We start from the raw sequence: 22,265 nt of genomic DNA, 5'->3' as shown, positions 1-22,265 counted from the left end.
AGTATGAGAAAGAAACCAAACAAGCACATGGAGGTGCAGGTCATGGACAAAATTAGCAGCATCATTAGCTCATCAAAGAACAAAGTCGACATGAGCAAAGAAAGACCCGTGAGAGCAGGCGCACCGACATACGGACAACCCGTGAGTGAAGCAACACAAACTTTTAAAAAAATTGAAAAAGAACAAGAACTGATGAACCCCATGGCTGCCGTGACCTCTGCCAAAATCAATTCCCCAGATGTATTACGTCATACCGGAATCATTGATAAGATCACGCTCAGCTTTAAGGGTCATTCTGAAAGAGAAGAACCAAAAGTGGAGCAAGTTATTGATTTGAGTACTTTAGGGACATCAGGCGAGACATCCGGAGAGACATCGGTAGAAGTAGCTCCAGAAGAAGCTTCTGAATATCAACCTTTAGATTTATACGCCTAGATCTATCAGCAGATAAATTGAATGGCTTTTGGTAATACTGTGATTTCGATATCTCGGCTTTGAGTCACTTCGCCGTCCATTTCTAGATACATTTCTTTTGAAGATTTTATTTTAACGCTGGAAACCTGATTGTGCTTCACTTCTTTTACATCCAAGAATGTTCCATCGTAAACTTTTGGCGTGATCATGGCGAGTTTAAATTTTGCTAATTTTTCTATAACAATCAAATCCAGCAATCCATCATCTAGTCTTCCAGGAGGAGCCCAGTGCATTCCTCCACCTGAATATCTTCCGTTCATAACAAAAACATTCATGCATTCTTTTTTAAATGTAGTATCTCCATTCAAAGTGAATTCAATTTCAAATGGCTTTGATTTTAAGAAGCCCAAAGTACTCGCAATAAAATAAGTCGTGGTCGGAGAAAACATAGATTCATTGCGCTGAATATTTCTTGCGACTTCACCGCCCAACCCGTATGAAAATGAATTTATAAAATAATGAACTTCAGTTTTTCCGTTTTTTTGAAGTTTAATTCTTCCTATGTCTATAGCTTTGGTGTGACCATCGACAAGCTTTGAAACCGCCTCGCCGGCGATCACTGGAACTCCGAGGGTTCGAATGAAATCACAACCTCTTCCTGAATTTAAAATTCCAACCTTCAACTGAGGATTGATCACATTGCCATTCTCATCAATAAGACCATTGACGACTTCGTGGATACTTCCATCGCCGCCCATGACAATGAGACAGTCGACTTTTTTAGACGGGTCTGTTTCTTGTGCGATTTCTTTTGCGAGTTTTGTTGCGTGATGAGGATACTCGGTCATTAGTACTTCGATTGTTCCTAAACTTCTTTGAATCGAAGCTTGGATCTCTCTCCACATTTTTACCGTATTGCCACTCGCGCTCTTCGGATTGATGATGACTACAGATTTCATTATAAAGTGCCGTCGATTTCGTCTTTTTTGAGTAGTTCTTCAGCCTGTTGAGAAAGCCTTATTCCCAATTCTAAAAGTTGGGATCTATCCACGATGTTTGGAGCTCCTGCCATTAGGTCCGAAGCTTTTGCTGTTTTCGGGAATGCAATGACATCTCGGATCGATTCGGTATTACACAAAATCATACAAATTCTATCGACACCGAATGCGATACCTCCATGTGGAGGTGTTCCGTAAGAAAGAGCTTCGATAAAGAATCCAAATTTTAGTTTCACTTCTTCAGGTCCCAGTCCTAAGGCTTTGAACATTGCCGCTTGCACATCTGAATTGTAAATTCTAATACTGCCGCCGCCAAGCTCATAGCCATTACAAACTAAGTCATAAGCTTTTGCATTGAGTGTACCAAATTCTTTTTCTCTACCCTCAACTAAAACCTCCATTCCCTTGTCTGATGGTGAAGTGAACGGATGATGTTTTGCAGCCCAACGTTTGTTGTCTGTGTCGTACTCGAACAATGGGAAATCCAGTACCCATAAGAACGAATCTTTTGTTTTGTCGATCAAACCTAATTCTTCACCCAGATCCAATCTCAACTGAGAAAGAACTTTTGCCGTTGTATCGTAGCTGTCTGCCACGATCAAAAGCATATCGCCATTTTTAGCGCCACTCTTTGTGAAAATATTTTTCAACTGATCTTCTGAAATCACTTTTGAAATGCTCGAAGTTAAAACTCCGGCAGCATCAGATTTCACCCATACCAGACCTTTACCGCCAAGTGTTTGTGCTAGTTTTACTAATTTATCAATTTGGCTTCTAGAGTAACTTCCAGCTTTTGGAGCAACGACACCTTTCACGAGATCGCCTCTTGCCACCGTGTCTTCAAAAACTTTAAATCCACAACCTTTGACCACTTCTGCAAGGTTGATGAGTTCCATTCCGAATCTCATATCGGGTTTGTCGTTACCGAATCTATCCATCGCTTCTACGTAACTCATGCGTGGAATTTTTCCGAGATCAACACCCTTAATGCCCTTCCAGATTTCTCTGAACAAACCTTCCGCGGTTTGTACGATGTCTTCAACATCAATAAAACTCATTTCGATATCGATCTGGGTGAACTCTGGTTGTCTCTCTGCTCTTAAGTCTTCATCTCTAAAGCATCTTGCGATTTGGAAATAACGATCGTAACCAGAAATCATCAACAATTGTTTTAATGTCTGTGGAGATTGTGGAAGAGCATAGAACTTCCCAGGACTCACTCTTGATGGAACAAGATAATCTCTCGCACCCTCTGGCGTACTTTTATAAAGAATTGGGGTTTCCACTTCTAAGAAATTGCTGTTGCTCAAATGATTTCTTACGATTTGATTGAGCTTGTGTCTAACCATTAGATTTTTCTGTAAATTCTGAGAACGTAAATCCAAATAGCGATATTTTAATCTTAAATTTTCCGAAACGTTTTTATCTTGGATTTGGAAAGGCGTAGTTTTAGCAACACTCAATACCTCGGATCTATCACAAGAAACTTCCACTGCACCAGTTGGAAGCTTTGTATTTACCATTCCCTCAGGACGCTTTCTCACGGTTCCAGAAATCGCGATCACGTATTCGCCTCTAAAATCCTTTGCCGTAGACATTGCTGCTTCGCTGGGATTTAAAACCAATTGCACCAGACCTGTTCGGTCTCTTAAATCGATGAATACAAGACCGCCATGATCGCGTCTTCCATCCACCCAGCCCATCAAGATGACTTTCTTGCCTTCGGCTTGTGCGTTTAAATCTCCACAGTAATGCGTTCTCTTTAATTCAGAAACGAATTTCATTTTGTCCTCTAGTCTCGTTTAATTCTTCTTAATATTTGGTTTAATTCTTCAATGACAGTTTTAATGTCCGCGGGAATGGCTTTTTGATCATGGGCTTTCATGTCTTTCAGCATCACCGTATTGCTGCCCAATTCCTGAGAACCAATCACGATGGAGGCCAGCGATCCCACTTTGTCTGCACGCTTGAGTTGATTTTTTATATTTTTACTTTGTAAATCGATATCCACTTTAAATCCATGGGCTCTCAATGAATGCGAAAGGGTGAAGGCTGTGTCCTTTGCCGCTTCATCGTAGACCACTGAAACTTCCATATTCGTAGGTACGTTATAGCCTTTCTCTTGGAGAATCAGAACAAATCTCTCTAGACCCATTCCAAATCCCACGGCTGGAGTTGCCGGTCCACCGAATTGCTCTACGAGTTTATCATATCTACCACCTCCACAAACCGTGGATTGGGCGCCGAGATCAGAACTCACAAATTCAAATGCTGTTTTTGTGTAGTAATCAAGTCCACGCACAATTTTAGGGTCGATGACGAATGGAATTTGAAGAACCGTTAAACCTTTTTTTACGCCATCAAAGTGATTCGCACATTCCGGACATAAGTGATCCATCAATACTGGCAAATTCTCTGAAAGTTTTTTTGCGTTCTCGTCTTTCAAGTCAAAAACTCTTTGAGGATTCGTTTGGATCCGTGGCAAGAAATCTTGTGGAAGTTGATCTTTAATTTTTTCTAATTCTTTGATTAATATTTTTTTGTAAGGAGGACGGCAAACATCACAACCAATGCTAGATAAATGCAGTTCTACATTTTCAAGTTTGAACATTTGCAAAAGCATATCCATCAAAGCGATTACTTCAACATCGGCCGTTGAATCTTGAACCCCCAGAAGCTCAATGCCAAATTGATTGAATTGCCTGAACCTTCCTTTTTGCGGACGCTCATACCTATACATCGGACCGATGTAATAAAGTTTTGTAACAGGGTTTGCTCTGAACCAACTGTTCTCGACGAGAGATCTTACAACTGAAGCTGTGCCCTCCGGACGAAGTGAGATATTTTCTCCACCTTTGTCAGTGAAAGAATACATTTCTTTTTCAACGATATCTGTATCTTCGCCAACACCGCGTTTGAATAAAGCGGTTTGTTCTAGAACAGGCGTTCTAATTTCTTCAAAGCCAAATCTTGTGCAGATAAAGCGCAAGCTTTGCTCGAGTGTCTGCCAAATGTGAATTTCTGGGGGCAGAATATCATTCATACCCTTTATGGACGTTAATTTCATCTTTATTAATTTCGCACGCAGTCTACTCCTCAGTCAAAGAGCAAAACAAGATTCTCTAGACACGCCAGAGGAAACCAGTTAAAACTTTAGAAAGAAAACGCACCGATGCAGGAAATGCGCAGGAAATATAGGAAATATTAAATGCCTAAGTTCAAAGTTGAAAAAACAACATCAATGAAGCCCCAAGAATCCTTTGAGAAGATCAAGCAATTCCTCTCAGCAGACCCAGACCTTAAAATGCTAGATTCTAGCTATAAGTGTCAATTTGAGGATGATAAATTAACTGGTTCTGCTAAGGGCCAAAAATTCAATGCTCAGATGCAAGTATCTCCTAATGGAGATCAAAGCAAAGTTGAAATTACAGTAGACCTTCCCCTTCTACTTATGCCTTTCAAAGGATTAGTAGAGAATACCCTAAACAAAAAGCTCGACAAGCTCCTTGGATAAAATCCATAGCCATGGCCAAAAAGAAAAAGACCTCAAAAAAAAGTCCTGCAAAAAAGGTTAAGCCCGCAAAGCCGTCTAAAAAAACGACGATCAAGGGTGCTACGAAAAAAAAGGTCTTACCGAAAAAATCTTCGATAAAAGAACTCATCACCATTCACGATCCCGAGATCATGGATGAAAATGTTCCGGTAAAAATACCTACTTTTGATATCGCAAAACATGATGAGAGCGGAATTGTCCCTTCGGATCCCCTCCAGCAGTACCTTAATGAAATCAGAAAGTATCCGCTCCTTACACCGGAAGAAGAAAAGGAATTGGCTGTTCGCTATTTTGAAAAAGGCGATCCCCTTGCTGCTGAAAAATTGGTGACTAGCAACCTCAGATTCGTCGTAAAAATTGCTCTCGAGTACGCCAAAATGGGCGCAAAGATGATGGACATTGTCCAAGAAGGTAACGTTGGACTGATGCATGCCGTGAAAGAGTATAACCCTTATAAAGGGGTAAAGCTTATCACTTATGCTGTTTGGTGGATTCGCGGTTACATTCGAGAATATTTGTTGAAACAATATTCGATGGTGAAAATTGGAACGACTCAAAATCAAAAGAAATTATTTTATAATTTAGAAAAAGAAAAAAGAAAACTTCTCCAAGAAGGAGAGCAATCTACAACGGCGCTCTTGAGCTCTAGATTGAATATTCCTGAACGAGATGTTCGCCTCATGGAACAGAGAATGGGTGGAAAAGATGTTTCTCTCGATGCTCCCGTCGACGAGGATGGAAACACACATTTGGTTGATTTACAAAGTGACTCTAGCAATCCAGAGTCAGAGCTTGAAGTCCTAGAGCTGATCGATCTTTTGAAGGATAAAATCGAAGAGATAAAACCTTCCCTCAACGATAAAGAACTCGACATCCTCGAGAACAGAATCCTCGCCGACGAACCTCAAACTCTGCAAGAAATTGGGGATAAATACGGAATTAGTAGAGAACGGGCTAGGCAGCTCGAAGAGCGATTACTGAAGAACCTAAAAGAGAAATTCTTGGCCATTGCGAATGACAGTATTCTATCTAAAATCGAAGACTAAGAATTACTTATACCTGCCCAAACTTCTGCTTCTGGCCTCACTACATTTTTCATCATTTGATACTTCCTACAGGGATATTCCTTATAACCTTTGCATATAAAATTCAGTTTTCTTAGCTGAGGCTTTACATTTTTTCCGTGGTGGTAATTTAAAGTTCGGAGAGGTTCGGTGGGGAAGTTGGGGAAATTTTTAATTTTTATTTTTGTGAGCAGTTCTTTTTCTCTCATAACTCATGCTCAAGTTATTGAAACTCGCGGGGGCGGTTATATCGTTTCGAAATCTCGCTACCCTGCCGTTGTGCGTATAGATATGGGCCGGAAAGGTTGGCACTGTTCTGCGACTCTTGTTGGACCCAATGTGATTCTAACAGCTACCCACTGCGCTGATGATAAATTTGAAGAAGAAACTGTTATTCATAAATTTGGTCATTTCTATATTGGAAAGAAAAAATACAATTTTAAATTTTATACGCATCAAGAAGTGATGAATGAAAATTTAGATATGGCAATCGGCATTGTAGATCAGAATGTTCAAGAGGTAAAACCTATGACCATTAGCTTTAACGAAAAGCTTGGCAAAAAAATGATCATGCTGGGTTACGGCTGCACTAAAGAATATCTTGCGGAAACATATGTCATAGCACAAGGAACTGGAGACGACTCGAGATCATTGGTTTCCAGCGATCCCAACAAGAAAGTCTATGCTTGTGGTGGTGATTCGGGTGGACCTACGGTTGCGTACAATCTAGATTTAAAATTAAGAATCAATGGGATTCATTATTTTTCAACTAGAACATACATGACTGGAGACCTCAGAACCGATACCGCACAAGTCAAAAAATTTGTGCAGACCATGGCGGAGAAAGAAAATCTTAAAATTTGTGGATACAACTTGGATTGTGATTGAGGAATACTATGAAGGGGATTTTATTTATTCTTTTATTGAGCTGTGCCGTCCATGCAAAAGATATCTGCCAAGTCGACGAAACTATTATTCCTAAAGAAAAATATCCGGCCGTGATTCAGGTAACTGCTTCACAAGGAAAATGTACTGCCACCATCGTAGGACCGAATACTATTCTTACTGCCGCTCACTGTGGTTATGAGAAAAATAAAAATCTTGAAAATGTGATTCCTGAAGGGAAAACTGGATCCTTTTCTGTGAACGGGAAAAATTTTACTTTTACTTTTATTCCATCCACTCGAACCGGCAAAGATATTCGTACAGATCTTAAACCTGATGTTGCTTTAGGATTAGTTCACACATCCATAAAAAATATCAAGCCTCTTTCTATCCATTTTGAAAAATATCGAGAACCCATGATTGTTCTAGGATATGGACGAGGGCAAAATATTTTGAGTGGATTCTATGTTAAAACTGATTTTGAAGAAGGCTTTAAAAGACATATGATCTCAAATGACTCGACAAAGAATGACTACGCTTGTCCTGGTGATTCCGGAGGACCAACTTTGGCTTACAATTCTAGTAAGCAATTAGGAATTGTAGGGGTTCACGTTTATACGGATTTGTCCAAATATACCGGTGACATCAGAACAAACTCTGAAGCTTTTAAGGAATTCATAACGCAAAAAACCGAAAAATATAATCTTCAAATATGTGGGTATAACTTAGATTGCAATTAACTAAGTCTCTGGGGAGGGGCAAAATTGAAAACGATAATTCTTCTGATCAGCTTATTTTCAACACTAGCACTAGCTAGCAATTATGACATTGCTTCAGCCGCACTACTTAAATCAACTGGCAGAATCATTCGCGTACAACATGGGCCAGATTTCTTAAGAGTGGATAATATCTGCTCTGGAGTTTTGGAAGAGAAAAACACAATCATCACTGCAACTCACTGTTTTTATCGAGCTACACACGAAATATCTCCTTATCCGGAATCTTACTATTTTGATATCGATGGAGTTACGAGTGAAGGCTTAGGAGTTACAATTAATTCGTTGAAAAATTCTGATTCCAAAATTGAAGGCCGCAATATTAATAAAGTTAAAAATATTCTAAAACAAATTCCTAAAATAACCCATACTGAACTTCACCCCGGTTATATCAAAAGTGCAAAAGGCATTGAGAACACTGAAAATGCGCCAGAACCAGAGTTTGATGTGGCAAGAGCATTTCTTTCTCAACCTATTAACTCCGATATTATTCAAATCTCTGAATACATAGACGGAGAAGATATCTACTTGGCTGGTCAAGGAGGAATGTATCTCGAAGGAAAGATGAATGTCATTCGATGTATCGCAGGCCTACCTGCATACAACTTCATGATAGAAACTGTAGGAGCTAGCACAGGAAGAATTCCACGCTCTTCTAAATCTAAGATGAAAATTATTGATACAAAGTCATTTAAGCTTGCAAGATATAAGAAATTCTACGAAACAGCCATTATAGAATACTGTGATGAATCTATTGTGAGAGGTTATTCTGGTGGCCCACACACTGTAGTCCGCAACGGAAAAGTGCTTTTAGTCGGAGTGACCAGCCAAATGTTTGAAGGTGAAATGGGTTTGGCCGGCAGAAAGATTGCAGGTGCTCGAGTTGAAAAGCTAAATTCTAAATAAAAAAAGCACCAAGTTCATTGGTGCTTTGATAATTTTAAAATTTTATTTTTAATTAAGAAGCAATTTCATCTACGATCTCAAAGTGGCTTGCTAGCTTTCCTCTGAGACGAGATACCGCTTGAGCGTGCAATTGAGACACTCTCGACTCTGTCACTCTCAATACTTGTCCGATCTCTTTCAAGTTCAGATCTTCGTAGTAATATAAAGAAAGCACTAATCTTTGCTTCTCCGGAAGCTCTTCGATTGCCTTAGTTACGATTTCTTTTACTGCTTTTAAATTCAATTGATTGAATGGATTTGAAAATTTGCAACCTTCTAGTAAGTTCAAAATAGATTTTTTATCCACGTTTGAGAATGTAGCCGCTTCATCGATAGAAAGTAGTGACACCGGTCTTACTTGGTTCACTAATCCATGGAATTCATCCATGTTCATATTAAGAGCTACAGCAACTTCTTCTTCACTTGCGATTCTTCCCAGATCAGATTCTAATTTTACCATTGTACGATCTAAAAGCTTGGCTTTATCTCTCACCGATCTTGGAACCCAGTCTTGGGCTCTCAATTCATCAAGGATCGCACCACGAATTCTAAATTCGGCGTAGGTTTTGAATGTATTATCACGACTTGAATCATACTTCTCTATAGCATCCATTAAACCAATCACACCAGATGAAATCAGATCATCCAATTCAATGTTTGCCGGAAGTCTCACCGCAATTTTTTGCGCGATAAATTTAATCAGCGGAGCATACTCTAGAATGAGTTTGTCTTTTTGCTGTGAAGTGAGTTTTGTAGGACTCTCTTTGTACTTTTTAAGTAACGGCGCATTCTTCTTCATTTCATCCCCTAAACAATAAAAATTTCTCGCATTTCCGTGTAGCTGTTTTATTGTTCCCCAGTCATTATTTTATCAAATTGATACCTTTAAACATATAAATATTTTCCTAGGCTACACCAAAGAGGTGGTTCCAAAAAAACTTCATTCCGCCATGGATCTCTTCGATATCACTCACGTTGTTCAGTTGTTTGGCTACATTCTTGATACCCAGACTAGACGGAGAGTGAGGTGATGAAACCACCACCAACTGTTGCGCCTTTGTTGCACGTCTTACAGCTACGTCCATTGGGATGCTACCTTTGTAGTCCAAACTGATGTTTAAAAACTTTTCTGCAACATCACTCATGCGCTTGTAAAGTGCTAATCCCTCTGCTTCATCACGAACAAAGTTTGCAATGATTGAGAATCTATTTAATTTGTATGTCTTATGTAGAACTTTAATCAATGCGTATGAATCTGTTAAGCTTGCTGGATCTGGCGTCACGATAATATTTCTCTCGTGTGCGCACGCATTCAGATACAGAACGTTGTCATCAATTCCGGGAGCCGTGTCGATCAACAAATAATCGAAGTGCATTGGTAAAGCCGCAACCTGATCTAATAGTAATTGTCTTTGATGATCATTTATTTTTTGTAATTCTCTGATTCCACTTCCACCCGAAAGTAAATAAATATTCGGATGAAGTTCAGCGATACTGTCGATGAGTGGCGCGTCTCCTTCAAGAACACTCAAAATGTTCTTATGCACTTGTTTTCCAAACATGATGTCCACGTTCGCCATCCCCAAGTCACCATCAAGAATCAAAACTTTCTTTCCTTGTGATGCCAGTGTAAGGGCTAGGTTACTCACGAGAGTCGTCTTCCCTACTCCACCCTTACCAGATGTAATTGTTAAAGTTCTTGTCAGCTTACTGTTGGATGCTGATTCTAGATCTGAATTGTACGCACTCGACATTTAATAACTCCTCTGGTCTCAGTGCTCACTCTGGTGAGCACTAGCTCTACTTGCCGTTTGTAATTCTGCCTTACTTTGTAATTCTAAAGATTAAATCAATAACTCTTTCTTTGGATGCGAACTCAAAATCTTCCGGAAGACCTGGGCCCGTACCGAATGAGAAGATTGGTAAATCAAACTTCTTTTGGAAGTTGTAAATCAATCCATGCGTCACCGCTTCGTCTAATTTGCTAAAGATAATGTCCGTTGGTTTTGCGATTCTATATCTTTCTGCAATTTCAAAAGCGTCTTTGTCTTTGAATGTAGATGAAATCACCAAGTGACGATCACAAGGTGCTTGATCCGGAGGAAGCATCTTTCTTATTCTTTCGATGGCTTCCATTTCCTTTAGAGTGTTTCCAGGGAAATCGATCAAAACGTAGTCGAGATTTCTTAACGACTCAACTACCGATCTCCAATCTTCTGGTTTCTTTAACACACCAAATGGAACATTCAAAATTTGCGAGTAAGTTCTCAACTGTTCAACTGCTCCTACTTTTTCGGTGTCCGCAGTTAAAATTCCTACTTTTTTATTTTGGTTAATCACATAATGACTTGCTAACTTGATCAGTGAAGCCGATTTTCCACTTCCCGTTGTACCTAAGAACATTTGGATGGGTGAAGCGTCGGTCGGTTCGCACACATTGATTTCGCTCATCATGTGCTTGGCAATATAACCTTCAACAAGTGATTGTCTGCCGGAAATATTTGTTAGGCCACTTTTTGCAAGATTCAAAAGTCTTACTGCGTGTTCTTCAGAAATTCCGGCTTGAGTTAACTTGTTATAGATTCCACTCAATTCAAAACTAATTCCTTGAGCGGCACCCGAATGCGAGGCCACTTCTTGCGCCTTGGCTTGAGGAACTTGTTGGAAGTTCTGAATCATGCTTCTTAGATTTAAAATTTCATTTTTTAGCGCTTGAACTTCGTTCATAGAAGTCTGAGTGGATACTTTTGCCTTTGGCTTTTCTTGTGCGCGAGCAATCTCCGCATCTTCAAAAGCTCTCAAAGCCATTTGTGCGGCAGTTCTCACTCTTTGATCGGCGGTTGTTGCCTTTGTAGGAGCATCTTGAATTGTGGAGTAGCTTTGCTTGGTGGTTTCCACAAATCTTTGCGGCTGACCAATCTCTTTGAGCAGATCATCCACAGTTCTAGATTGAGATCTGGCCCTAGCTTCCTCGTAATTCATTTGATCTGACAATTGATTGTTACGTCCGTCATCGATATCGATGTATCTCATTTGAGTAGGTGGACGTCTTTTCTTTTCGTCTTCATCCTTATTGTCGGTATACCTTCTTACGCTCTTCTCAATAAATTCTTTTTGAATCTTCATTGATTTCTGTCTTAAAAGCGCAAGTTGTTCGTCTTTGAGTCGGCTCTCCGCCCATTGTTTCTTTTTTAATTCCACTTCGGAAATAGCTGCTGTGATCTCGATGCTGTTTTTTCCCATAAGGCCAAATCCGCGGCTATTGTCTTTTGCATTGAGGATGATTGCACCGGGCCCCAAATGGCTTTTTACCATTTCTAATGCCTCTTTCATTGTTGGTGCTTCAAATTTCTTAACCTGCATTTGCTATCTCCACAGTTCCTACAGAGCTCACCTGAGCATCTGATGTTAATTCGTTATGAGAAAGAACAACCAATTGAGGTATGAATCTAGATGTTAATTTATGTATGTGTCTTCTGATCGTCGGCGACGTCAAAAGAATCGGAGATGAAGCGATGTCAGGGTTTCTTTCAATCTGTCTTGAAAGCTCCATGATTAATTTATTTGCGGTATGCGGATCCATCACCAACTGAATGCCATTTTCAGTTTGCAGAAGTGAATTTGTAATCGTCTCTTCCACCATTGGAGAAAGTGACAAGACCGGAATAATTCCTTCGTCGTTGGTGTATTTTCGAGTGATGCTTCTTGATAAACGTTTTCTTGTGCCCTCAACAAGCATTTCAATGTCTTTTGTTTTTTGAGACTCATCACCCAAAGTTTCCATGATCGTAAGTAGATCTCTAATAGAAACTTGTTCTTTGAGGAGACCTTTGAGAACTTGTACAAGAGAACCAATCGACATGTGCTCAGGGATAAGTTCTTCAACAACTTTTGGATGAGTTTTCTTGATTCCATCCACGAGCTTCGTCACTTCTTGGCGACCAATCAACTCATGTGCATTTGTTCTTACCACTTCCGTCAAGTGCGTAGCAATGACTGTCGGTAAATCCACCACGGTGTAACCAGCAAGTTCCGCCTCGTCTCTCGTTGCCTCAGAAATCCAAAGAGCGTCAAGACCGAAGGCAGGTTCTTTTGTAGGAGTTCCATCAACTCCTCTAAGAACATTTCCTGGATCCATCGCAAGAAGACTGTCTGTTTGCAATATACCTTTACCGACCGTTGCTCCTTTAATAAGGATGCGGTATTCGCCCGGATTCAATTGTAAATTATCTCTGATATGAATACTCGGAACCACGATTCCAAGATCAAGGGCAAATTGTTTTCTAATGCTTACGATTCTTTCTAATAAGTCGCCAGAGTTTGAACTCTCAACTACACTTATTAAGCCATAACCAACTTCGAGTTCCAAAGTGTCCAGCGCAAGAAGTCCTTCCACGTTTTCCTTTGGTTTTGCAGCAGCGTCCTGAGCCTTTGTGATTTCTTCTTGAGCTTTTTCCGCCTCTAGCTTTGTCATAAACCAAGCGATCAGCGCAGTTCCTGCTGACATGATCGCGAATGGAAAGAATGGGAAACCTGGGATAAGGCCCAATAAAATCATAACAACAGATGCGATATTCACAGCTCTAGGTTTTAAGAATAACTGCTTCGCCATTTCGGTACCCATGTTCTTACCACTTGAAGAGCGAGTTACAATTGTACCTGCGGCTGTAGAAATGATAAGTGCGGGTATTTGAGATACGAGGCCGTCTCCAATAGTTAATTTTGTGTAATACTCAGCGGCTGTTGAAATATCTAAGCCTTTTTGTAGAACGCCGATCAATAATCCTCCAAGAATGTTAATCCCTGTGATTACGATACCGGCTATGGCATCCCCTCTTACGAACTTGCTGGCACCATCCATAGATCCATAGAAATCAGCTTCGGCTTCGATTTCTTTTCTTCTGCGTCTTGCTTCTTCTTCGTTGATAAGACCTGCATTTAAGTCTGCATCAATTGACATTTGTTTACCTGGCATTGCATCCAATGTAAATCTCGCAGCAACTTCGGCAACTCTTCCAGAACCCTTTGTGATAACGACAAAGTTGATCACAATCAAAATGAGGAAGAGAATCAAACCGATAATGTAATTATCACCAACAACGAAGCCGCCGAAAGCTTCAACAACATGTCCAGCTGCGGCTGTACCTTCGTGTCCGTGACTTAAAACTAATCTTGTCGTAGCAATGTTTAGTGACAACCGGAAAAGTGTGGCCACCAAAAGTAATGACGGGAACACACTGAAATCTAAAGCTTTAGTCGCATACAAAGCAGAAAGTAAAATCAATAAGCTGAGTGCTAAAGACATTGTCAAAGCAACGTCTAGCAAGAATGGCGGAAGCGGAATGATCATAAAGATGATCACGGCGATTAAGCCGAACGCCATCAAGAGATCGGTGTTCTTTGTAATTCCATCAAATTTTTTAATAAACTGGAATAAACCTTCCATCTACAGCCCCATTTCCGGTTGTCTTGCACTGCTTGGTCTTCTTTTGCGTCTCAATTTATAAACATATGCAAGTACTTCAGCTACCGCATTAAAAAGCTCTCTCGGAATTATTTGTCCCACTTTAAGAGTTTTAAAAATTGTTCTCGCCAAAGGCTTGTTCTCAACAATTGGAATCTCGTGTTCTTTTGCAAGCTCTCTAATTCTAAGAGCCACTGCGCCCGCACCTTTTGCAATCACTTGGGGTGCCGGAAGATTTGCGCTGTATTTAAGCGCGATAGATAAATGTGTAGGGTTGGTGATAATCACGTCTGCCTTTGGAACTTCGGTCATCATTCTCTTGTTCGCTAATTCTCTTTGAATTCTGCGAATACGAGCCTTGATGTGCGGATCCCCTTCTCTGGTTTTCACTTCCTCTTTGATTTCTTGTTTTGTCATTCTCATTTTCTTTTCCATTTCCCAACGCTGAAAACCGTAATCGAAAAGAGCCAAGAAGGTCATAGCAATCGCCACACCAAAGATAAGTCTAAATGAAATATCACCAAAGTATCCTGACAACTGCTCAATCGTGTAATTGATCATGAATGGTGATTTTAAAATTTCTGTTTTAATGATCGTGTAAACTACAAAGCCTATGATCGATACTTTTATAATGGCTTTTAGCCCTTCTACTACCGAAGTCATTGATAAAAGCTTTTTTAAACCGTTAATCGGATTAATTTTATCAAAATTTGGAGAGATGGTTTCTGACGTCGACAAAAACCCTATTTGAAATAGAGATGCAGAAATTCCTATAAGGAATACTAAGCCAAACACCGGAAGAATAACGTTTAAAGCTTTTTTACCGGCAAATAAAATTGCGGTTTTGTAATCGCCATCTCTAGCCGCCGTAATAATAAAGTCACCATAAGATTTTACAAAAAGCTCTGCCATTTGGGCAAAGAAATAACGACCAAGCATCCATATCAATAATGATGCTCCAAAAAGCATAAGTACCGTTGCGAGTTCTTTACTCTGGGCAACTTGACCTTGCTTGCGGAAGTCTTCGCGGCGCTGGGCCGTTGGGTCTTCCGTTTTTTCCGAATCGTTTTCTTCGCTCGACATATTCCCTTAAATTCCTCTAAGTTTTAAATGTGTTTCAGTATTGCGAACAAATTCTCAATACTCCAATTTAACGTTTCACCCATGCTCAACATAAACAAAGGAAGTGATACAAACATCACCGCAAAACCCAACATAATGTTCACTGGCCAGCTCGTTACCAAAACATTAATTTGAGGAACCGCTCTACCAATAATACCCATAGCCATATTCGCTAGGAAAATTGCACCCAATACCGGGGCCGACAATTTAATCCCCATAACCAATATGAATTGAACTCCAACTGCGATATCTCTCAAAACTACAAAATTAAATGATGTTTGTGATAATGGAACCGCGTTGAAACTCTCTACCAAACCTTGAATAAAATAATGATGACCATTGAAAGCCAAGAAGAATAAACCACCGATCAAAACGTGGAACTGCTCGATGCTAGTTACTCTTCTATCCATATGTGGATTAAAAACCTGATCTGCTGAAAGACCCACTGATAGTGTAATGATCTCTGCACATACCGCTAGAATATGAAAAAAGAATCTTGCCATAAATCCTACAAATAGACCCATAAGAGCTTCTTTGATGGACAAAACAAATAATGATCCTGACATGATTTCAGGATCAATCCCTGAGGAATTCACTGTTGGATAGATGATAATAGTCATCGCAAGTGACAAAAGAAGCTTAACCATTGGAGGCATACTTGCGCCTTCAACAAGTGGGAACGCTACGAAGAATGCAGAGATGCGGATCAGCACAAGGGCGAATCCTACAATCTGAACATCTGATAGGTTATAAATACTTTCCACTTTTAATCCTTAATGCTTTAAACGTTTTTACCTTACGTAATCTGTTATGTTTTCTAATAAGTTAATTGTAAATCTGCTCATTATATCAAGCATCCATGGTCCCGTGATCACGATGACCACCGCCACGATGATAATTTTGGGTATGAATGTCAGTGTTGCCTCGTTAATTTGTGTAATCGCTTGCAGAACACTGATCACCAAACCCACAACAAGTGCCGTAATAAGAATTGGCGCAGACAACAACGCCGCGGTCTTTAATGTCTCTTGACCCAATTGCATGATTAATTCGTCAGTCACTTCACACCACCTTTTTCAATTATCAACCGAAGCTCTTTACGAGCGAGCCAATAATCAATCCCCATCCATCCACTAAAACAAAAAGCATAATTTTAAACGGCAATGACACCACCACTGGAGGCAACATCATCATACCCATCGCCATAAGAACGCTTGCCACCACAAGATCGATCACTAGAAATGGTAGATAAATAATAAATCCAATTTGGAACGCGGTTTTAAGTTCAGAAATAATAAATGCCGGAATTAAAACTGCAGACGGGACATCAGCGCGCGTTTTTGGTTGCTCTACTCTTGCAAGTTTTGTGAACAATGCTAAATCCGCATCTCTTGTTTGGTTGAACATGAATTTTCTTAAAGGAGCCATTGCATTGTCAAAAGCCGCTTCTTGACTTACTTTTCCATCAAGATAAGGTTTTAATGCTTTCTCATTAATTTCACTGATCGCGGGAGACATAATGAAGAGTGATAAAAACAGCGATAGACCAATCAACAATTGATTAGGTGGCATTTGTTGTGTACCGATCGCTTGTCTTAAGAAAGACAACACAATGATCAGCCTTGTGAAGGAAGTCATCATGATCAAAATCGCCGGAGCCAGAGTCAAAACCGTTAAGATCATAATGATCTTAATTGTGTTCACAACTTCCGTTGGATTCTGTGTGGATTTAAAACCCATCGTGATATTTGGTAAAGTTACACCTTGAGCATGAGCAACCGATGCACCACCCAAAAAAATTGTCAGGAGCAATCCTACAGGTAGAACAAATGATGCAAGTAACGACTTCTTCAAAGTTTATAGCTCCTTCATATTTTTAAGGCGGCCAGATACAAAATCTTTAATTTTTGAGATTGAGAATTCTTCTGCTTCGTCATCAGCGGCAGCATTGAGACCCATAGATTGATCCAAAGATTTAGAAAAATCTCTTGGCGTATCTTGCGGGATTTCTTCATCCAGAAGAGCTAAGGTTTTAATGAGATTGATGTTATTGTCTGTTACCCCGATCAACATGCTCTCGCCCGCAACTCTGATGATGGCTAAGGATTTTTTAGGCCCTAGATAATGTTGAGTTAAAACTTTGATTTGTGAGTTCTTTTTTAATGGAGTTTTCCTTAAGAATTTTTTTAAGAAAACTGAAAATCCGAAGAGTAGTCCAAGAACCAATCCCAGGCTCAAAATAATTCTTGATGTGGAAGAACCTTTTTTCTCTACAGATTCAGTCTTTGCAGCTAGAACTGGAATTTCTGATTCTTTTTTATTCTCGAGAGCCTTGGATTGGGCATTTGCTGCAGCGATCTTTACTTCTTCTTCCGCAGATTTTTTATCTGCTGATTCAATCCACTGAGCAGCTTGAGCCATGTCTTCATCTGAAACCTTATCTGAAACTTGTGCAACTGATGCAGGCACTCTATCTACAACTTTAACAATGATCTTATTACCTTGAACTTCAGAAGTCGTAGAATTTTGGAATTCAGAAGCCTGAATTCCTTTTTTGTAAATGATTCTGGATCTTACAGAACCATTATCTAATCTATAAGTATAAACACTGCTCACCTTGTCATCAGAAACTTTTGTCGAAATGCTTTTGTCCATGGACGTTTGGGACAGGTTGACCTGAACCGTTTCATTTATATAATCTAAAGAAACCATATCTGCGGAAACATCTTGATCAAAACTCAATTCAGTATAAAACGCACCGTCTTTGGCATAACTTCTAACCTTTTGAAGTGTTGCCCCAAATGCAACTCCTGAAAAACTGGTTAAACTTAAAAGTACACTTGCGATAATCAACAATAATTTCATTTTTCGAATCCCCTCATGCTCTAACTTTGGCCTCTAACTTTGGTTAAGCCTGGTGCAAAAACAGTGTTACTATTTGAGTTGTTCTACGCGTTCTTGCGGAGAGATCACGTCCGTTAATCTCACACCAAATTTTTCGTTCACAACAACGGCCTCGCCTCTTGCGATCAATTTGTCGTTCACTAAAATTTCCATGGGCTCACCGGCAAGTTTGTTCAATTCAACAACACTTCCTTGGCCTAGATTCAGTAACTCTGATACGAGCATCTTTGTTCTTCCTAGTTCTACCGTTAACTTCAGCGGAATGTCTAAAATGAGGTCGATATTTCTATCTGCTCCCGCACTCTTAACAGGCTCTGCCGCTAACGGAACTGCCTTAAGTGGTTCAGCGTTCGGTGCTGCCTCTACTTTTGGCGCTGCGTTTTGATCTGCCATGTTCATCTCCTCCGGATACACTAAGAATCCGATGTTCTTAGTACGTTTATTTCGTTATCTTTCTAGTTAGTTTTACTGCGCGATTTCCATGGCTCACACCATAGTAAGACTTGAATTTTTTTACGCCTTCGATCTGCATATCAAATTCACCCGTCACGTCTTGGCTTAAAGGAATCACGTCTCCCACCTTTAAGCGCATTAAATCTTCCATTTGAATTGAAGTTTCACCCAATTGAACAAGAATCTCTGCTTCTGTATCTAGCAATTGTTCTTTTAAAACTGAGTTCCATAAATTTTTATCTGTTTGATCTGATTCGATTTGGAATCCGCTCGCCAATTTTTGTTTGATCGGTTCGATCGTAGCGTATGGAATTACCACTGTGATTGTTCCGTTGGCGTTCTCTAATTCAACGTCAAACGTTGATGCGATCACCACATCCGTTGGCGGAACAATACCCACGAATTGTGGGTTCACTTCTGTTCTAACGAAGTGACAATCAATTCTATGCACCGAAGACCAAGCGTTCTCTAGGTCTGTAATTGCAAGCTCAACCACTTTTCTAATTATTGATAACTCGATTGGCGTAAATTCTTTTCCGTCGGCCTTTGTGTAAGGACGGTCAGTTCCACCAAAGAAACTATCTACGAGTGAATAAGCCAATTTACTTTCGATAACAAAAAGCGCAGAACCTCTCAATTCGTTGAATCTCAATACAGACATAGATGTCGGCAAAGGAAGCGTATTGATGAACTCTCCGAATTTTAAGAAGTCTGTTGAAGCGTGATTCAGAGTTGCGATCTTTCTCAATGCAGAAGAAAGAGAAACCCTGAAGGCTCTCATGAATTTCTCATAGATCACGTCGAGCTGAGGAAATCTCGCTCTAATAATTCTATCTTGGGAAGTCAGATCGTAAACAACAACACCCTTGTCGTTGGATTGCGTAGCACCACCTGAGCCAGACGACTGGTTCGAATCTCCTTCGGAGACCGCCGCTAGTAGGGCATCAACTTCACTTTGTGACAATACTTGATTCATGAATTACTCCATCAATTCGTGTGTCAGCGCCTGACAATTTTTTCGGCGCTGAACCAATCAATCAATTCAACAAGAATTCTGTAAACAGAATGCTCTTAATTTTTCCCTTAGTAAGGAACGAGTTCAGTCTTCCTTTTACTTCTTCTCTTAAATTATCTTTGCCTTCTTTGCTGGAAATTTGCTCATATGTTTTACTAGAGAGCAGAATAATAATGATGTCTCTGATTTGAGGTTTTCTTCTTTCGATTTCCTCTGTGATATCAGAATTCTTATCTTCTATCTCTAGCTCTAGAGTCACGCGTGCGATCTTCCCACCACGACTTCCTGCCAGGTTAACAAAGAACGTTTCCATTGGGATGAATTCACCAATGAACGGATCATCCGATGCTTCTTTTTCTTGTTCGTGCTTTTCGCCTTCAACAACTTGATCAATAGTGGCAACATGGTCCTGTTTTTTCTTTCCAAGGAAAAGCATTACGCCAACCCCAAGAACGACAATAATATTGAACACACTGAGCGCGATAAACAGCGTCGGTTTTTCTTTTGTAGTAGCTCCGGCATCTGATGCTGCTGGGGCTGCTTCGGTTTTGGCTTTTTCTTCTGCCACGACTAGACTCCTTTGCTTAGATAAAACTCTCTCATCTGTAAAACAAAGCAACTATAGTGCCAGCTGGACCATCGTCTAAATGATGTGTTTTAAATTTCATATTTTTGAATTGGCAAACAGATGTCAAAAACCCTTCTGGAATTTTGACTCAAAACTCGAACAGTCGAGTTAATTTTTTGACAACAATATTGGGATTTAAATCCGAATTATTACTTGTTCTGTTTATTTGATGAGATTGATGAGTTCTTTGTGAATTATGCCATTGCTTGCGACAACGACGTCTTGGTCGGGATGAAACTTTTGACCTTTTTCATTTGTCACTTTTCCACCAGCCTCTTCGACCATAAGGCTTCCAGCGCCTGTGTCCCAAGGCTTAAGTCCATATTCCCAAAATCCATCGAGAGCACCTTCCGCAAGCATACAAAGTTCAAGGGCGGCGGAACCCGATCTTCTGACTCCACGACTTCTTTCTATAAGTTTTTGGAAAACAGTCATCTCAAGATCGAGCTTTGCTCCACCGTAAGTAGAAAAACCCGTTGCCACGAGGCTTTCGGGAATTGTTTTGGATTTTGAAACCGAAATTTTCTTATTGTTTACAAAGGCCCCATACCCACGAACGGCAATATAGGTTTTTTCAAAAAGGGCTGAGTCCACCACGCCAACTTGAATGATTCCATCCACTTCTAACGCAATGCTAGAACAAAAAAATGGATAACCATGCACATAGTTTGTAGTGCCGTCGAGAGGATCAATCAACCACCTACTGCGGCTTCCATCACGTTTTTCGAGGCCTTCTTCTTCTCCTAGAATGTCAATATCAGGAAACTTTTTACGAATGAGATGTCGAATGACCTTTTCACTCTTCTGATCGGCCTCACTCACAAGACTTTGATCGAGCTTGTTTTGGATGTTCGTCAATTTTTTATAATAAATCATGTGAACTTTGCGCGCTTTCAAAGCAGCTTCAACCGCTACACGCAACACGCCAGACAAGTATTTATCGTTCACTTTTGGGAGTTTCATGGCTATAGTCTTGACTCACAAACTAACCTTTAGTCAAGCTTAGAGAATAAGCATTCGGGCTTTGACAAATATCTTATTCACCAGAAAAATAAAATGGTGAGTCATATATTATGTGTAATAATAAAAGATGTAGCTTTTATTATTATTACCGATATGAAACTAGGTTGTGTGTCATTACGCGGGGAGAGAGTATTATGAAGTTAAATCATCTAATAAATCAACGTGGCGGTTCAAAAACCGATACTATCGTTAAGTTAATTCTAGTGTTCTTTATTTCGCTATTGTCTTTTAGCGTAGGAACATTCGTTGGAAAACAATTCTCAGACAGCCAACATAGACTTGCTTCACTTGAAAATGAGTACAACAAAGATTCTGGCCAAAGCCGCTCAACAGCATCAATCCCTGGTGATGGAATTGAAGTTGAACCTTCAGAAATTCTTTCCAACGAAGACGTCGCAAAACTTGCTGAAGAATTCGTACAAGAAAAGAAACCCACGGAACACAAAGCAGAAAGAACTGTTGCTAACACAGAATCAAATTCAATCGACATTGAATTGCATAACAAACCTGCTGCTGGTAACAAACCAATCGATTCAAAAATGCCTTCAGAAGAAAAATCTGCTAGCGAAAAAGCTGCAAAATCAATTGCCGAAAGATCTGGAAAAAAAGTTGATGAATATCACGGTAAAGATCTAAACCAAAAAGCTGCCGAAAAAATCGCTTCCAACAAAGCTCCTCTTGAAGCAGTTGCAAAGCCTGCGGACACAAAAAAAGCAATGGCTGATCTCCCGGCAACAGTTTCTGCTGATGCAAAAGGAAAATACACGATCCAGGTTTCATCTCACCAAACAGAAACAGAAGCAAAATCTAGAGTTAGTGATTTAAATAGCAAAGGTTATGTAGCTTCATACATTTCTGCAAATGTTGATGGAAAATCATGGTACAGAGTGGGCGTTGGAACTTTCGGTACAGTGAAGTCTGCGAAGGAATACCTAGAAAAAATCAAAGAAAATCCTTCATTCAAAGGCGCAATCGTCAGACAAATCGTTCAATAAAATTAGATTTGGTGGATTGAAATAAA

Annotated in this window: 22 protein-coding genes and 1 pseudogene; 7 read left to right on the top strand and 16 right to left on the bottom strand. The window is 39.9% G+C overall.

Annotated features, from left to right (window positions below; translation table 11 throughout):
* The first annotated feature begins 42 nt into the window (after positions 1–42).
* Complete coding sequence (locus V4596_12750) at positions 43–435, top strand: hypothetical protein (GenBank protein ID MES2770006.1); 393 nt, start codon at positions 43–45, stop codon at positions 433–435.
* Between the two features lie 5 nt (positions 436–440).
* Here the strand turns inward: V4596_12750 and V4596_12745 are convergent, their stop codons facing one another.
* The 3 genes from V4596_12745 to hisS are packed head-to-tail and all read right to left on the bottom strand — an operon-like array spanning position 441 to position 4,479.
* Positions 441–1,373, bottom strand: a complete 933-nt coding sequence (locus V4596_12745; protein ID MES2770005.1) for a diacylglycerol kinase family protein — start codon at positions 1,371–1,373, stop codon at positions 441–443.
* A complete protein-coding gene (gene aspS, locus V4596_12740; protein MES2770004.1) occupies positions 1,373–3,196 on the bottom strand; it encodes an aspartate--tRNA ligase in 1,824 nt (607 codons plus the stop codon). Before aspS ends, V4596_12745 begins: the two co-directional genes overlap by 1 nt.
* Before the next feature lie 8 nt (positions 3,197–3,204).
* A complete protein-coding gene (hisS, locus tag V4596_12735) occupies positions 3,205–4,479 on the bottom strand; it encodes a histidine--tRNA ligase (protein MES2770003.1) in 1,275 nt (424 codons plus the stop codon).
* 141 nt (positions 4,480–4,620) lie between these two features.
* Between hisS and V4596_12730 the strand changes: the two genes are divergently transcribed.
* The 5 genes from V4596_12730 (at position 4,621) to V4596_12710 (ending at position 8,596) form a co-directional block, all read left to right on the top strand.
* A complete protein-coding gene (locus V4596_12730) occupies positions 4,621–4,926 on the top strand; it encodes a polyhydroxyalkanoic acid system family protein (protein MES2770002.1) in 306 nt (101 codons plus the stop codon).
* An 11-nt stretch (positions 4,927–4,937) separates the two neighbouring features.
* Positions 4,938–6,011 (top strand): RNA polymerase factor sigma-32, encoded by a 1,074-nt coding sequence (locus V4596_12725; protein MES2770001.1) that lies wholly within the window; start codon positions 4,938–4,940, stop codon positions 6,009–6,011.
* Positions 6,012–6,179: 168 nt separating this feature from the next.
* A complete protein-coding gene (locus V4596_12720; protein MES2770000.1) occupies positions 6,180–6,917 on the top strand; it encodes a trypsin-like serine protease in 738 nt (245 codons plus the stop codon).
* 8 nt (positions 6,918–6,925) lie between these two features.
* Complete coding sequence (locus tag V4596_12715; GenBank protein ID MES2769999.1) at positions 6,926–7,654, top strand: trypsin-like serine protease; 729 nt, start codon at positions 6,926–6,928, stop codon at positions 7,652–7,654.
* A 24-nt stretch (positions 7,655–7,678) separates the two neighbouring features.
* On the top strand, positions 7,679–8,596 hold the full coding sequence (locus V4596_12710; GenBank protein MES2769998.1) for a hypothetical protein: 918 nt from the start codon (positions 7,679–7,681) through the stop codon (positions 8,594–8,596).
* Between the two features lie 52 nt (positions 8,597–8,648).
* On the opposite strand, the gene V4596_12705 is transcribed toward V4596_12710, so the two are convergent.
* From V4596_12705 to V4596_12645, 13 genes and pseudogenes are all read right to left on the bottom strand, one after another.
* Complete coding sequence (locus V4596_12705; protein ID MES2769997.1) at positions 8,649–9,434, bottom strand: FliA/WhiG family RNA polymerase sigma factor; 786 nt, start codon at positions 9,432–9,434, stop codon at positions 8,649–8,651.
* A 106-nt stretch (positions 9,435–9,540) separates the two neighbouring features.
* Complete coding sequence (locus V4596_12700; GenBank protein MES2769996.1) at positions 9,541–10,389, bottom strand: MinD/ParA family protein; 849 nt, start codon at positions 10,387–10,389, stop codon at positions 9,541–9,543.
* Between the two features lie 70 nt (positions 10,390–10,459).
* Positions 10,460–11,998, bottom strand: coding sequence for a flagellar biosynthesis protein FlhF (locus V4596_12695; protein ID MES2769995.1), 1,539 nt, complete (start codon positions 11,996–11,998; stop codon positions 10,460–10,462).
* Positions 11,988–14,081, bottom strand: coding sequence for a flagellar biosynthesis protein FlhA (flhA, locus tag V4596_12690; GenBank protein ID MES2769994.1), 2,094 nt, complete (start codon positions 14,079–14,081; stop codon positions 11,988–11,990). The genes V4596_12695 and flhA overlap by 11 nt, the downstream gene beginning before the upstream one ends.
* Entirely contained in the window at positions 14,082–15,182 is a 1,101-nt protein-coding gene (gene flhB, locus V4596_12685) for a flagellar biosynthesis protein FlhB (protein ID MES2769993.1), read from the bottom strand.
* A gap of 23 nt (positions 15,183–15,205) precedes the next feature.
* Positions 15,206–15,985 carry a flagellar biosynthetic protein FliR gene (fliR, locus tag V4596_12680; GenBank protein ID MES2769992.1) on the bottom strand — a complete coding sequence of 260 codons (780 nt, stop codon included), beginning with the start codon at positions 15,983–15,985 and terminating at the stop codon, positions 15,206–15,208.
* Positions 15,986–16,012: 27 nt separating this feature from the next.
* A complete protein-coding gene (gene fliQ, locus V4596_12675) occupies positions 16,013–16,282 on the bottom strand; it encodes a flagellar biosynthesis protein FliQ (protein ID MES2769991.1) in 270 nt (89 codons plus the stop codon).
* Positions 16,283–16,304: 22 nt separating this feature from the next.
* Positions 16,305–17,033 (bottom strand): flagellar type III secretion system pore protein FliP, encoded by a 729-nt coding sequence (fliP, locus tag V4596_12670; GenBank protein MES2769990.1) that lies wholly within the window; start codon positions 17,031–17,033, stop codon positions 16,305–16,307.
* A 45-nt stretch (positions 17,034–17,078) separates the two neighbouring features.
* Positions 17,079–18,086 carry a flagellar biosynthetic protein FliO gene (gene fliO / locus V4596_12665; GenBank protein MES2769989.1) on the bottom strand — a complete coding sequence of 336 codons (1,008 nt, stop codon included), beginning with the start codon at positions 18,084–18,086 and terminating at the stop codon, positions 17,079–17,081.
* Positions 18,087–18,155: 69 nt separating this feature from the next.
* A pseudogene (gene fliN, locus V4596_12660) lies at positions 18,156–18,413 on the bottom strand (flagellar motor switch protein FliN).
* A gap of 151 nt (positions 18,414–18,564) precedes the next feature.
* Positions 18,565–19,554, bottom strand: coding sequence for a flagellar motor switch protein FliM (fliM, locus tag V4596_12655; protein ID MES2769988.1), 990 nt, complete (start codon positions 19,552–19,554; stop codon positions 18,565–18,567).
* 61 nt (positions 19,555–19,615) lie between these two features.
* Positions 19,616–20,161, bottom strand: a complete 546-nt coding sequence (locus V4596_12650; GenBank protein ID MES2769987.1) for a flagellar basal body-associated FliL family protein — start codon at positions 20,159–20,161, stop codon at positions 19,616–19,618.
* A gap of 222 nt (positions 20,162–20,383) precedes the next feature.
* A complete protein-coding gene (locus V4596_12645; protein MES2769986.1) occupies positions 20,384–21,184 on the bottom strand; it encodes an inositol monophosphatase family protein in 801 nt (266 codons plus the stop codon).
* Positions 21,185–21,378: 194 nt separating this feature from the next.
* Between V4596_12645 and V4596_12640 the strand changes: the two genes are divergently transcribed.
* Positions 21,379–22,239 carry an SPOR domain-containing protein gene (locus V4596_12640; GenBank protein ID MES2769985.1) on the top strand — a complete coding sequence of 287 codons (861 nt, stop codon included), beginning with the start codon at positions 21,379–21,381 and terminating at the stop codon, positions 22,237–22,239.
* Positions 22,240–22,265: the final 26 nt, after the last annotated feature.

Source organism: Bdellovibrionota bacterium (assembly GCA_040386775.1).
Classification (GTDB): domain Bacteria; phylum Bdellovibrionota; class Bdellovibrionia; order Bdellovibrionales; family JAEYZS01; genus JAEYZS01.
The sequence above is the reverse complement of the archived record's forward strand: the minus strand, read 5'-3'. Positions and strand labels throughout refer to the sequence as shown.